This is a genomic window from Lysinibacillus sp. NPDC058147 (assembly GCF_042884205.1).
Classification (GTDB): Bacteria; Bacillota; Bacilli; order Bacillales_A; family Planococcaceae; genus Lysinibacillus.
Map to the genome: position 1 here is coordinate 398,101 of NZ_JBHVUJ010000001.1, position 13,493 is coordinate 411,593.

Below are 13,493 nucleotides of genomic sequence, written 5' to 3' on the forward strand. Positions count from 1 at the left end.
CTATCCGTAACTCTGATCTCTTTCCATCACTTTGCCGGTTCTTTCTTTCGCTCTAACTTCTCTCCTTCTGATGGATAAAACTATCATTCTGACAGATAGTGCGGATAGGCTAGATTTTCGGTATAATAGCCTACGTAAGGAAGTGAAAAGATGATTCTATCTAAAAAGAGATGGCAGGTAGAGCGCCCAGACGCTAAGCTTGTCCAAACATTACAAAATGACCTACAACTTTCGGCGATTGCAGCGAAAATTTTAGCAGCACGAGGCTGCGAAACAATTGCTGACGCAGAGAGCTTATTAAATATGACAGAAGCAAGTATCCATGATCCGTTTTTAATGCATGGTATGGCAGAAGCTGTAGCACGTATTGAGCAAGCGCTTGAAAACGGAGAGAAAATCCTTGTATTTGGCGATTACGACGCAGATGGTGTCTCAAGCACGACAGTAATGCTGAATGTGTTGCTTGATCTCGGTGCCGATGTATCGTTTAAAATACCGAATCGTTTTATTCACGGCTATGGACCGAATGAAGCGCTATTTCGTGAAGCACATGAAGAAGGCGTTCAGCTAATTATAACAGTTGATAATGGTATTTCAGGCATTGAACCGATTCGTGTCGCGAAGGAACTAGGTATGGATGTTATCGTTACAGATCACCATGAACCAGGCGATGAATTACCACCTGCCGATATTATTTTACATCCTCGTATACCAGAAGGACATTATCCATTCGGTGAGCTTGCAGGTGTGGGTGTAGCTTTTAAGTTAGCGCATGCTCTATATGGAGAGCTACCAACGCATTTAATTGAATATGTAGCTGTGGGGACAGTCGCGGATTTAGTACCATTAGTTGATGAAAACCGCTACCTAGTAAAAAGGGGAATAGAAGAAATGCGCCGTTCACTCAGCCCTTGGGTACAAGCAATGTGTGAAGTGGCGAGTGCAGAGCAAGCTAAAATTAACGAAGAAACAATCGGTTTTTACTTTGGCCCACGCTTAAATGCGGTTGGGCGACTCGGAGAAGCGGCACCAGGTGTAGAGCTATTAATGGCTGAAGATAATGCTAAAGCAATGGCATTAGCGAAACAGCTTAATACGTGTAATAGTGAGCGCAAAGATATTGTAAAGAGTATTACAGATGAGGCGATTGCTCTCATTGAATCAGATAAAAAAATCGGGGATTCACTCGTTTTAGTTATTGCTGGAGAAGGCTGGAATGCTGGTGTAGTAGGAATCGTCGCATCACGTCTTGTGGAGCTTTATTATCGTCCAACAATTGTACTTTCATTAGACTATGAAAAAGGGACAGCTAAAGGCTCAGCACGTAGTATTGAAGGATTCCATTTATTTAATGAACTAGCGAAAAATCGAGATATATTACCTCATTTTGGTGGGCACCCTATGGCAGCGGGGATGACATTATCTATTGAGCATGTTGATGAATTAAGATCACGCTTAGATACTCAAGCAAGAGCATGTTTATCAGAAGAGCAATTGACACCTATACTCAATATTGATATACCACTAAAAATGGATGAAATTTCTGCAGATGCTATTGAAGAAATTTCAACGCTTGGTCCATATGGTACGGATTTTCCGAAGCCTGTTTATGTGCTCGAAGATGTAGAAATTGCCTCTATGCGGAAAATTGGGGCAGCAGAAAATCATATAAAAATGGAATTGACAGATGGCTATGAAAAATTGGATGGTGTCGGTTTCAATAAAGGACATTTACACGACGAGCTAACATATGGAATAAAAGTATCATTTACAGGGGACTTACAAATTAACGAATGGCAAGGACGTAAAAAAGCACAATTTATGATAGAAGATGTCCAAACGACTGAATGGCAATTATTTGATATTCGTGGTATTCGTCAAACATCCCGCTGGTTAAATACGGTCCCAAAAGAGGAAGCAACATTCATCGCCTTCCGTACAGAAACGGTGACCTATTACCAATCACTAATTGGTGTACCAATCCTAGCAGTGGATCCTGCGCTTTCAAATGTAGAAAAAAGCAATTATATCGTGCTACTAGATTTGCCACAAAATGTTCAAATGTTAGAAAATGTATTACAAAAAACAGCACCTTCCCGTATTTATGCACACTTTTACATGCCGGATTCACAGTATTTCAATGGATTGCCAACGCGTGAACAATTCTCCTGGTATTATAAGTTTTTAAAAAATCGCCCTGCCTTTCCACTGAATATGCATTTGGCTGAATTAGCGAAGCATACAGGTTGGCCATTAGATGCATTAAAATTTATGACACAGGTGTTTTTTGAGCTTGGTTTTGTTAAAATGGAGAGTGGACTGACGACTGTCAACGTAAATGCACCAAAACAGGCACTTACAGAGGCACCGTCTTACAAACAACGTTCAGAACAGATTGAAATGGAGCAAAAGCTTGTGTATGCCCCTTATATAGAATTAAAACAATGGTTTGATGAACGATTACATTAATATACGAAAAAGTTTCGTAGGAGGAACAATAACATGGATTTAAAGCAATACGTAACAACGGTTGAAAATTGGCCGAAAGAGGGCATCAGCTTCAAAGATATTACAACAATTATGGATAACGGTCCTGCATACAAATATGCAACAGATCAAATCGTAAGTTACGCAAAAGAATTAGGTGCTGAAATTATAGTAGGTCCTGAGGCTCGTGGCTTCATTATCGGATGTCCAGTTGCTTATGCGCTTGAAATTGGTTTTGCGCCTGTTCGTAAGCCAGGAAAGTTACCACGTGAAGTGATAAGTGCTGACTACGGGCTTGAGTACGGTAAAGATACACTTACAATGCACAAAGACGCAATTAAACCAGGTCAAAAAGTATTAATCTGTGATGATTTACTTGCGACAGGTGGTACAGTTGAAGCGACTGTACGTTTAATTGAACAATTAGGTGGTCAAGTTGTTGGCTGTGCATTCCTGATCGAGTTAACAGAGCTAAACGGACGTGCAAAACTTGGCGACATTAACATAAAAACACTTATTCAATATTAATAAATAATGGATTCTTGCTAAATGAATTGGTTGATTGGAGTTCATTGGTATAATAGTTCTTCAACAGAATGAAAAGCGTCACATTTTTGTGGCGTTTTTTATTTGCTATTAAAGATAATAATACATATTTTATGAGAACACTCGCTGGCACACTTGCTTTTGAAGTGAGCAGGTACTTCGAATGGGGCATTAACTTATTATCTTTTCATAAACATACTAAATGAATTTGATCAAGAGTACTCGTTCTTTCAAGGGCATAGTTTGGGCAGACCTTCTAACATCATTACAAAATTAATAATAAAAATAATCCAAGAGTTATGGTAGGTGGGAAAGCAATTATCTTGTCAAAAGGGGAATTATGCTAGGAATGACTTCTCATCATATAATCGAACAGAATAGATTTATAACATCGCAGCGATTGTATATTTGCAATTACTGTCGCGGTTTTTTACATATCTTCACTATAAATTCAAATAACATAGCAAAAGATGTATGCTATGTGAATAAGTTGATTGGAGCGGAGGCTAGGCGACTCCTCGGGGATCAGCGTCACAGATGAGACCCTGGAGCGAGCAACGCGAGTGAAGCGGCTCAGCGGGCGCCCCCAGGAAAGCGCCTAGCCGGAACGGAAATTAACCCTTCGTTTTGCCGAAGAGCTAAACTTAATTGACACCTAAATTAATTAACATAATCAACATGCAGAATCCATTCTGATTAATCAATATCAAAATGGATTCTTTATTTAAGCCTGTTTATTTATTCATAAGATTGAATTATTTTTTGCATAGTTTTCAATGTTTCATAAAAATCATTGTATTTCTCTAAGCCGATATCATTGATAATTCTTTCTTGGATATCTTGCCAAATTGGAGCAGCCTCGTTTAATTTTTCGACCCCTTTATCAGTTAGTGTAATGACCTTTGCTCGAGCATCTTGTGGATCTCTCGTTAAATCTACATAGCCATTTTGCTTTAACAAGTTAATATTGCGTGTAATGGTTGTTTGATCGAGCAGCAAAATTTCTCCTAGTCGACTAATGGAAACTGATTGTTGATGATCGATATTTGCTAGCATTGAGTATTGTGTAACTTTTAAGCCAGTAGGCTGTAATAATTTATCATACAATTGTGTCACGACTCGTGTTTTTTTTCGAAGGTTTGCACATACACATATTTGTGTGTAATCTATATTCTTCATTGCTCCGTACTCCTTTTCGAGTGGATTCAATATTATAGTAGCCCTATTGATGTATTTTGTTAAGATGGAAAATGTTTCTTGACAGTAATAAATGAGATTACTAAGATTATATATGTATATACATGCTTTTTGAAGGTAAGGTATTTACCCCATTAATATATGCATATACATATATTGGGCTGTAATCTTTTTCATTTAGGAGTATTTTAAAAAAATCTTTCAAGAAATGAAGGTGTCAATATGAAGCGTATACATTATAGCTGGTTTATTTTAATCGTAACCTTTTTCTCAATTATTGTTGCAGGGATTACAATGTCATCATCAGGGGTATTTATAGACTCCTTTGAAAAAGAATTTAATTGGGATAGATCTTTAATTGCCTTAGCTTTTGCAGTGAGTCTATTTTTATATGGTTTTTCAGGCCCGTTTATGGCGGCATTACTAGAAATAGTTGGATTAAAGAAAATGATGCTAGGTGCGATGGCTACATTATTCATAGGCATGATGCTTACGCTTTTCATGACACAGTCCTGGCAATTAATTATTATATGGGGCTGTATTATTGGCTTAGGAGCGAGCCTCTTTTTAACTGTGTTAAGTCCTTATGTAGCCAATAATTGGTTTGTGAAAAGCAGAGGGTTGGCGGTAGGGATATTAACGGCGAGTACTGCAACAGGGCAGTTAATTCTCCTTCCTATATTAGCAATTATTATTGAGCATTATTCTTGGCGATGGGCGATTGGATTAATTCTCATTTTAAGTATTATCATGTTCATCACTATTTCTATATTTATTAAAAATAAACCACAGGATATTGGAATTCTTCCTTATGGGATGGAAGAAAATCTAGAAATGCAACAAGAGAATCATAAGAAAAATCCGATTAGTATTGCTTTTAATGGTTTATTTGAGGCTATAAAGAAGAAAGAATTTTGGTTATTAGCAGGAAGCTTTTTTATTTGTGGACTTTCAACTAGTGGGTTAGTTGGTACTCATTTCGTTTCTTACTGTATTAGCTTTGGTGTTCCTTTAGTAACCGCTGCATCCTTTCTTGCTTTTATGGGAGTGTTTAATCTCGTTGGCACCACTTTATCAGGATGGTTGTCCGACCGTTTTGATAATCGATGGTTATTGTTTTGGTATTATCTTTTAAGAGGAACATCTCTACTTTTGCTCCCGTATGCATTAATGCAAGGGTCGCTCACTTTATTGACAATCTTTACAATATTTTATGGATTAGATTGGATTGCTACAGTACCTCCAACGATTAGTATTTCTAGACAAATTTTTGGTACAAATAAAAGTAGCATTATTTATGGTTGGATTTTCGCATCACATCAAGCAGGAGCTGCAGTTGCTGCTTATGGTGGCGGCCTTATCTATAAGTTTTTTAATTCCTATACTTGGGCCTTTTTCCTTGCTGGGATGTTCTGTGCATTGGCAAGTTTATTTGTCATCATCGTAAAAAAACAAACACCTAATCAAGCCAATACTTGATAACTAGGTTAACGCTTTCCTGTGGATACGACTTGTCCAGTTTGTATTGGAATTCACCGCTAAAAGTGTGAGTTGCGCCGCTAACCATAGGAGGAACGCCGCTAAAACATAAAATTGCGCCGCTAACCTAGCAAAGAACGCCGCAAAAAGCCGAAATTCCGCCGTTCCGCTAACGGAAATCCCCCCCTTTTTTTATGCTGAAAAGCCATACTTTATTTAACAAGACACCTTAATTTCATTGAAGCACAATATGAAGTTGAAGCCAATATCAAATCGGTTTCAACTTTTTTGTTTAAAAAAATTTTGACATCGATCAAACAAAAGTTTATAATGTAAACAAATATAACAAAAGGTGATGCTATGAATGAAAGAGAACAGGCGGTCCTTGCATTAATTCGCCAGAATCCGTTTATGTCTCAGCAAGAGATGGCAGATAAGATGAATCTATCTCGACCAGTCCTTGCTAATTTAGTGTCGAGCTTAACGAAGCAGGGGAAAATTGTAGGTCGTGCTTATATTTTGCCAGAGGAAAATGAAATTATTTGTATCGGTGGAGCCAATCTTGACCGAAAATTTCATGTGAAGGGGAATGTCCAATTAGGTACTTCCAATCCTGCTAGCTCTTCATTTAGTGTAGGTGGTGTTGGCCGAAACATTGCTGAAAATTTAGGTAGATTAAATCATCAGGTAACATTGCTGACTACTGCCGGTAAAGATGCTGATTGGCAAGTGATCCAAGAAGCTTCAGAGCCATTTATGAATTTACGTTATGTGGAGCAGTTAGCTGACGCTTCGACTGGTTCCTATACTGCGATTATGGATGAGCAGGGCGAGCTAGCGCTAGCAGTAGCAAATATGGAAGTATATGATCTTTTATTGCCAAGTTTGCTAAAAAAACATGAGGCAATGCTGATGAATGCGGGCTGCTTTATTATGGACTTAAACTGTCCAAAAGAAACAGTTGCTTACATACAGCAGGTTGCGATTGCCCGTGACATTCCATTTGTCATCGTACCGGTATCTTCGCCAAAAATGAATCGATTACCGGATACGTTACAAGGGGTTACATGGTTTATTTGTAACACAGATGAAGCTGAGACGATTGTAGGTCATAAAATCGAAAACTCAGCGCACTACGAAAAGGCTTTACAGCAACTTCTAACAATAGGTGCTGAACATGTAATTATTACAGCGGGTAGCAAGGGTGTATATGCAGCTTCTACTACAACGAAGCCAAGTCATTTTGCAGCTAAAACTATAGAAAAAATTGAAGATGTAACAGGTGCAGGAGACGCCTTTGTCAGTGCTGTAATACACAGCTGGCTTACTGGGCAATCCTTTGCAACATGTATTGATGCAGGCTTAACGAATGCCAAAAATACGCTTGCATCCCCATATACAGTAAGACCTGAGCTATCAGTTGATTTGTTAAACAATGAAATGGAGGAATAACAACATGAAAGAATTCATCGTATTATCAGAAGAAGTAAAAGCAGGACAAGCAAAAGGCTTACCAATCGTAGCATTAGAATCAACAATTATTTCTCACGGAATGCCATATCCACAAAATGTACAAACAGCACGTGAAGTAGAACAAATTGTTCGTGATAATGGTGGAGTACCAGCAACAATTGCATTAATCGATGGTAAAATTAAAATTGGTTTATCAGATGAAGAACTTGAAATGTTCGGTAATGCACAAGGCGTAGCAAAAGCATCTCGTCGCGACTTAGGCTATCTTTTAGCATCAAAAAAATTAGGAGCTACAACTGTAGCTGCAACAATGATTTGTGCGGAGCTAGCTGGTATTGAAATTTTTGTAACTGGTGGTATCGGCGGGGTACACCGTGGTGCCGAAACAACAATGGATATTTCAGCAGATTTAGAAGAATTAGCACAAACAAATGTTGCTGTAATTTGTGCGGGCGCTAAGTCTATTTTAGATATTGGTTTAACTTTAGAATATCTTGAAACAAAAGGTGTGCCAGTCGTTGGATACGGTACAGATGAACTACCAGCATTCTATACACGTCAAAGTGGATTTGATGTAAACTTCAAGATTGATACACCAGAGGAAGTGGCTGAAATGCTACGTGCAAAATGGCAATTAGGCTTAAAAGGCGGAGCTGTCATTGCTAACCCAATTCCAGAGTCTGACGCGCTTGAGCATTCATTCATTACAGGAATCATTGAAAAAGCTCTAGTAGAAGCAGAAGAAAACGGTATTCAAGGTAAAAACGTGACACCGTTCTTACTTGGAAAAGTTAAAGAATTAACAGAAGGTAAAAGCCTTGAAGCCAATATTGCATTAGTAAAAAATAATGCAGTAGTTGGTACAAAAATTGCTGTAGCGTATAATAAATAAGCTAACAATTATGATACGAGAAGAGAGACCCTATGCGATTATTGCATTCGCATAGGGTCTTTTTGTTCATTTCTGAGAATGTTTTTTCCATTTTTCACATTGTTCACGAGAATAACTAAACAAAATGACACAGTTACTTTACAATAGCCCATAATATTTTATACAATTAAGTTTATATCTAATCTGAAAAATTTGACGAGCAAGGTGGACATGTTATGGCGAAAGAGCAAATTTTGACTCCCGAGGACGTTTTTGAGTTAGTCAAATCCTACATGAATGATGAAAATGTCGCATTCGTGAAAAAAGCATATGAATTAGCAAGGGATGCCCATATTGAGCAATTCCGAAGTTCAGGTGAACCGTATATTATTCACCCTGTGCAAGTAGCTGGAATTTTAGCTGAATTACAAATGGATCCTGAAACAGTTGCAGCTGGTTTTTTACATGATGTTGTCGAGGATACGGATTTTACGCGCGACGATTTGGTTCGTGAATTCGGCGAAGAGGTTGCTATGCTTGTAGACGGTGTAACAAAGCTGGGGAAAATTAAATATTTATCTAAAGAAGCGCAACAAGCAGAAAATCATCGAAAAATGTTTGTAGCTATGGCGCAGGATATTCGTGTCATTTTGATTAAACTGGCAGACCGTCTACATAATATGCGCACGTTAAAGCATTTACCTGCAGAAAAACAACGCCGTATTTCTAAAGAAACGCTTGAAATTTTTGCACCACTTGCGCATCGTCTTGGGATTTCGACTGTTAAATGGGAGCTTGAGGATACAGCACTTCGTTATTTAAATCCACAGCAATATTATCGCATTGTCAGTCTTATGAAGAAAAAACGTGATGAGCGTGAAGCATATTTAGACAATGTAATGGCTGAGATGAAGTCACAGCTTACAGAGGTTGAAATTGAAGCGGATATTTATGGTCGCCCAAAACATATTTATAGTATTTATCGTAAGATGGTGTTACAAAAGAAACAATTCAACGAAATTTATGATTTATTAGCCATTCGTGTACTTGTCGATAGTATTAAAGATTGCTATGCCGTACTTGGGATTGTGCATACATTATGGAAGCCGATGCCTGGGCGTTTTAAAGATTATATTGCTATGCCAAAACAAAACCTATATCAATCACTGCATACAACAGTAATTGGTCCTTATGGTGACCCATTAGAAGTCCAAATTCGTACGAAGGAAATGCATAAAATTGCCGAGTACGGGATTGCAGCGCATTGGGCTTATAAGGAAGGTAAAAAAGTTGATAATGAAAAACAAAATGTCGACCAAAAATTAACGTGGTTCCGAGAAATTTTAGAATTCCAAAACGAATCTTCTAATGCTGAAGAATTTATGGAATCGTTAAAGTTTGATTTATTCTCTGATATGGTCTATGTCTTCACTCCTGAAGGGGATGTCATTGAATTACCAGCAGGCTCTGTACCAATCGACTTCGCATACCGTGTGCACTCAGAAGTTGGAAATCGTACAATTGGCGCAAAAATCAATGGTAAAATGGTACCGCTTGATACACCGTTAAAAACGGGAGATATTATTGAAATTTTAACTTCTAAGCAATCTTTTGGTCCGAGTCGTGATTGGCTGAAAATAGCTCAATCCTCACAGGCAAAAAATAAAATAAAGCAGTTTTTCAAACGTCACCTTCGTGAGGAAAATATCATCAAAGGTAAAGAGATGATAGAGAAGGAAATCCGTGCACAAGATTTCGATGTAAAAGAAACAATGTCAGTGGAAAACTTGAAGCGTGTATGTGAAAAATTTAACTATACAAATGAAGAAGATATTTATGCAGCTGTAGGCGTGAATGGAATTACAGCACAGCAAGTTGTTAATCGTCTTGCGGAAAAACGTCGCAAAGAGCGTGAACAGGAAGAAGCGCTTGAGAAAATAGAACAAAAAATGAAAAACCCTATTCCACAAAAACGTACGGAATCAGGCGTTATCGTAAAAGATATTGACAATATGCTTATTCGACTTTCACGTTGCTGTACGCCAGTTCCTGGAGATGAAATTGTAGGCTTCATTACGAAAGGTAGAGGTGTTTCAGTACACCGTGCAGACTGTCCAAATATTCAAGTTGATGATGAGCAGGAGCGCTTAATAGAAGTTGAATGGGAAAACGGACTTACTCCGGAGAAAAAAGAATATCCTGTTGATATTGAAGTTTCAGCATTCGACAGACCAGGTATTTTAAATGAAATCATGCAAATTGTAAGTGAAACGAAAACGAATATTTTAGCAGTGAGTGGTCGTGCAGATCGCGATAAAATGGCAACGATTCATTTAACGATTTCAATATCAAATATTTCGCATTTGCATAAAGTAGTGGAACGTATTAAACAAACACCTGATATATATTCAGTACAACGTGTTATTAACTAGCTGGGATGTTTAGACAGTAACAACGTTATTATGTACCGAAAGTGGACCTTCTGGTGCATTCAAATCGAGAATTGAGGTTTTAAAGAATGAAAGTAGTTTTACAGCGTAGTAAAGCAGCCTCTGTTGCGGTTGACGGAAAAGTAACGGGAGCTATTGATAGCGGTTATGTTCTTCTAGTGGGCATTACACACGAGGACACGCAAGGGGATGTTGATTATTTAGCAAAAAAAGTAGCTAATCTCCGCCTTTGGGAAGATGCTGATGGAAAAATGAATCATTCCATTTTAGAGCATGGAGGTGCTATTTTATCCGTCTCGCAATTTACATTGTATGGGGATGCAAAAAAAGGGAATCGTCCAAGTTTTACAAGTGCAGCAAGACCAGAAGTTGCGGAACCGTTATGGGAGGCTTTTAATAATGCCTTACGTGAACACGGTTTACATGTGGAGACAGGAATATTTGGTGCAATGATGGATGTTGCACTTACAAATGATGGCCCTATAACAATACTTCTTGAGTCCAAATAAATGGTACATTTCCTATGATTCCTTCATACATTAAATAGTATGGTTAGTTTTGTAGGAAGGAAGTGCATTAAATATGACGCAAGCAGGAAGCATATCAAATCCATATTTATACGAAACTCTTAACATGATGATTGGTCAGGCAATTGTAGTGCAAACTAAGAAAAATATCCAGCAAGGAAAATTAATCTCTGTATTACCTGATGATATTGTTGTAGAGGTTAACCGTACACCTTTTTTCATTCGTATGAAGGAAATTGTATGGGTTACGTTAGCAACAAGAAAAAAATAAGCGCATAAAGGACCTCTATACTCTTGTAATGTGAGTTGGAGGCCTTTTTTCATTTTAGCATGTGTATAATGATTGACAGTAAGTACTGAAGGTAAACACCATAACTTAGAATTGGTTCAGTTTCCATTAACTTATAACTTCTTTAATAATAGAGTCATATATAAAACAATCTCGTAGTGGACTAGTAAAAATAAAATAAGCTGCAAGGGAAGTACAAATCTACTTTCCATTGCAGCTTATTAATTGATCTTTATTGATTTTTGTTAAAGTAATTTAAAATACCTTGGTAGATGCCGAGAGTAGCTTGTTCTCGGAATTTAGCGGTTGTAATAATACGTTCTTCACTACCATTACTTAAGTAGCCTAGCTCAATGAGTACAGCTTTTTGACGATTTTCCCGTAGAACTAAATAATTTCCTTGTTGAGTCCCGCGATCCTTTAAATCGATTTTATTTGAGAGTCCATTATTTATTGCCTCTGCAAGATCTTGTTGATTACTGTTCATATAATATGAGGTGAAACCATTAACGGAGCTATCGTCTGTTGCATCATAATGAATACTGATAAAAGCATCTGCTTCATTTTGGTGCGCAATTGATACACGTTTACGGAGTGCAACATATTCATCAGATTCTCTTGTCATAACAACATTTGCCCCAGCAGCACTCAACTTTGAAGCAAGAAGAGATGCCGTTTTCAATGTAATTTCCTTCTCATTTGTTCCACGTTGTCCTGTAGTGCCGTGATCATTTCCACCATGTCCAGCATCTACGACAATAGTCAGTCCATTTAAAGTGCCTTTCTTGCGTGGTTCAGACTTTTCTTTTTTAATCGTAGTAGCAGCTTTGCTAGATGAAGTAGTAGTAACGACCCAATTAGCCACAAATGCAGTTTTGTCATCTACTTGTATTTCATAAAAGTCATTTTTAGCTCCTACTATAGGGTAGGTCTCACCAGCATCCACACGTTCAACAACATCAGCAGTTGTTGTTGCATCTGTCCGTAGGTTAGTCCCATTATAAATGATTGTGACAGATTCAAGCTCTGAGGAAGAAGAAGATTTTGATGCCGTATTTTCTATATTTGAAAAAGTGCCATAAAAGCTATAAACCCAGCCTGCTTTTTTATCGTTATATTGAATTTGTACCCAGTTATGCTCTTGTGACAGCACTTTAAAGGCTTGTCCTTTTGAAACAGTTCCTATTTTTGGCGTATTTAAGTCTGACTTTTGGCGCACATTAAGTACATCTACTAAAACTGTAAATGTTGTATCTTTGTTGACTTTTTTTGTGGAAACTTCAACTTTAGGTTCCTCAGTTTTAGCCTCTGCTTTAGTCTTTTTTTCAGTTTGGTCATTGATTGTAACATAGTCAGTAGATACCCAACCTACTAGTCCGTTCCAATCTATTTTCGCCCATTCGTCATTTTTTTCAATAAGTTTTGCTTGGTTGCCTATTGATAATTGTCCAAGAACTGCTGAAGATACGTCAGGCTCAGTACGAATATTTAGACGATCGACCTGTGAAATCAAGGTTTTATCAATCGTTTGTTTATCGTTTGTTGAAGCTGTTAGCCAGGATGCTACCCAACCTTCGTAATCGCCTGTTTTTACTTGAATCCAATCGCCTTCGCGGCTAATAGAGGTTAACGGATCACCCTCATCTAATGTCGTAATGATTGGATAAGACAGTCCAGGTCCCTCACGTAAATGAAGAATCGTTCCAGCTACTTTTAAATCACTGGTGTCGGCTAGTGCTCTTTGATTATTCATGCTTGGAATCGCAATCATTAGCACTAGCACGAAGATGATTATAATATTTAAAAGTTTTGTCCTCATCAGATTCCTCCTATCTTGTGCTATTTTACCATGCTTTTATAATAGAATTCGTGGGAAAAAGGTAATGGAATTTGTTATTTTCACGAATGTAATGTAAAAAAAACAAAAACAGTTGACATTGCCTTTTGTTGTGACTAACATAAAGGGTAATCAAAAAATGATTAATCGCTTATGACCAAGCAAGTAGCGTATACCTCTATTGGAGAAGAGAGGGGAAGACCTAGGCTGAAATCTTTCCTACAAAAATGTATTTCGTGAATAACACTTGAGAGGCTTTTTTCTGAAAAGTAATGCTTAGTAGGAAAAAACGGAATCGGCCGTTATCCGATCAGGAGGAGGACGCATGTATTTGATG

General features: G+C 37.7%; 10 protein-coding genes and 1 other annotated feature (1 of these 11 running past the window's edge). Of the genes, 8 read left to right on the forward strand and 2 right to left on the reverse strand.

Annotated features, from left to right (window positions below; genetic code table 11):
* Positions 1 to 150: 150 nt before the first annotated feature.
* Positions 151 to 2,469 (forward strand): single-stranded-DNA-specific exonuclease RecJ, encoded by a 2,319-nt coding sequence (gene recJ / locus ACFVT8_RS01930; protein ID WP_387082194.1) that lies wholly within the window; start codon positions 151 to 153, stop codon positions 2,467 to 2,469.
* 33 nt (positions 2,470 to 2,502) lie between these two features.
* On the forward strand, positions 2,503 to 3,015 hold the full coding sequence (locus tag ACFVT8_RS01935; protein ID WP_053484790.1) for an adenine phosphoribosyltransferase: 513 nt from the start codon (positions 2,503 to 2,505) through the stop codon (positions 3,013 to 3,015).
* Between the two features lie 756 nt (positions 3,016 to 3,771).
* On the opposite strand, the gene ACFVT8_RS01940 is transcribed toward ACFVT8_RS01935, so the two are convergent.
* On the reverse strand, positions 3,772 to 4,212 hold the full coding sequence (locus ACFVT8_RS01940) for a MarR family winged helix-turn-helix transcriptional regulator (RefSeq protein ID WP_387082193.1): 441 nt from the start codon (positions 4,210 to 4,212) through the stop codon (positions 3,772 to 3,774).
* 240 nt (positions 4,213 to 4,452) lie between these two features.
* Here ACFVT8_RS01940 and ACFVT8_RS01945 point away from each other — a divergent pair, with 240 nt between their 5' ends.
* The 6 genes from ACFVT8_RS01945 to ACFVT8_RS01970 all read left to right on the forward strand — a co-directional run bounded on the left by ACFVT8_RS01945 (position 4,453) and on the right by ACFVT8_RS01970 (position 11,301).
* A complete protein-coding gene (locus tag ACFVT8_RS01945) occupies positions 4,453 to 5,709 on the forward strand; it encodes an MFS transporter (RefSeq protein ID WP_387082192.1) in 1,257 nt (418 codons plus the stop codon).
* Positions 5,710 to 6,069: 360 nt separating this feature from the next.
* Positions 6,070 to 7,161 (forward strand): carbohydrate kinase, encoded by a 1,092-nt coding sequence (locus ACFVT8_RS01950; protein ID WP_387082191.1) that lies wholly within the window; start codon positions 6,070 to 6,072, stop codon positions 7,159 to 7,161.
* Positions 7,162 to 7,165: 4 nt separating this feature from the next.
* A complete protein-coding gene (locus ACFVT8_RS01955; protein WP_387082190.1) occupies positions 7,166 to 8,074 on the forward strand; it encodes a pseudouridine-5'-phosphate glycosidase in 909 nt (302 codons plus the stop codon).
* Between the two features lie 215 nt (positions 8,075 to 8,289).
* Positions 8,290 to 10,485 (forward strand): RelA/SpoT family protein, encoded by a 2,196-nt coding sequence (locus tag ACFVT8_RS01960; protein WP_387082189.1) that lies wholly within the window; start codon positions 8,290 to 8,292, stop codon positions 10,483 to 10,485.
* 86 nt (positions 10,486 to 10,571) lie between these two features.
* Positions 10,572 to 11,012 carry a D-aminoacyl-tRNA deacylase gene (gene dtd / locus ACFVT8_RS01965; protein ID WP_387082188.1) on the forward strand — a complete coding sequence of 147 codons (441 nt, stop codon included), beginning with the start codon at positions 10,572 to 10,574 and terminating at the stop codon, positions 11,010 to 11,012.
* A 73-nt stretch (positions 11,013 to 11,085) separates the two neighbouring features.
* Positions 11,086 to 11,301: a DUF2642 domain-containing protein gene (locus ACFVT8_RS01970; RefSeq protein WP_387082187.1), complete on the forward strand. Its 216-nt coding sequence runs from the start codon at positions 11,086 to 11,088 to the stop codon at positions 11,299 to 11,301.
* Positions 11,302 to 11,551: 250 nt separating this feature from the next.
* Here the strand turns inward: ACFVT8_RS01970 and ACFVT8_RS01975 are convergent, their stop codons facing one another.
* Positions 11,552 to 13,138: an N-acetylmuramoyl-L-alanine amidase family protein gene (locus tag ACFVT8_RS01975; protein WP_387082186.1), complete on the reverse strand. Its 1,587-nt coding sequence runs from the start codon at positions 13,136 to 13,138 to the stop codon at positions 11,552 to 11,554.
* Between the two features lie 162 nt (positions 13,139 to 13,300).
* Positions 13,301 to 13,493 (forward strand) — a binding site (T-box leader) (it continues 49 nt past the right edge of the window).

What these genes read in the sequence shown, in the direction of transcription:
- ACFVT8_RS01955 (WP_387082190.1), top strand. Translation starts at nt 7,166, where the DNA reads ATGAAAGAATTCATCGTATTATCAGAAGAAGTAAAAGCAGGACAAGCA.
- ACFVT8_RS01970 (WP_387082187.1), top strand. Translation starts at nt 11,086, where the DNA reads ATGACGCAAGCAGGAAGCATATCAAATCCATATTTATACGAAACTCTT.
- ACFVT8_RS01960 (WP_387082189.1), top strand. Translation starts at nt 8,290, where the DNA reads ATGGCGAAAGAGCAAATTTTGACTCCCGAGGACGTTTTTGAGTTAGTC.
- ACFVT8_RS01950 (WP_387082191.1), top strand. Translation starts at nt 6,070, where the DNA reads ATGAATGAAAGAGAACAGGCGGTCCTTGCATTAATTCGCCAGAATCCG.
- ACFVT8_RS01940 (WP_387082193.1), bottom strand. Translation starts at nt 4,212, where the DNA reads ATGAAGAATATAGATTACACACAAATATGTGTATGTGCAAACCTTCGA.
- ACFVT8_RS01945 (WP_387082192.1), top strand. Translation starts at nt 4,453, where the DNA reads ATGAAGCGTATACATTATAGCTGGTTTATTTTAATCGTAACCTTTTTC.
- recJ (WP_387082194.1), top strand. Translation starts at nt 151, where the DNA reads ATGATTCTATCTAAAAAGAGATGGCAGGTAGAGCGCCCAGACGCTAAG.
- ACFVT8_RS01935 (WP_053484790.1), top strand. Translation starts at nt 2,503, where the DNA reads ATGGATTTAAAGCAATACGTAACAACGGTTGAAAATTGGCCGAAAGAG.
- dtd (WP_387082188.1), top strand. Translation starts at nt 10,572, where the DNA reads ATGAAAGTAGTTTTACAGCGTAGTAAAGCAGCCTCTGTTGCGGTTGAC.
- ACFVT8_RS01975 (WP_387082186.1), bottom strand. Translation starts at nt 13,138, where the DNA reads ATGAGGACAAAACTTTTAAATATTATAATCATCTTCGTGCTAGTGCTA.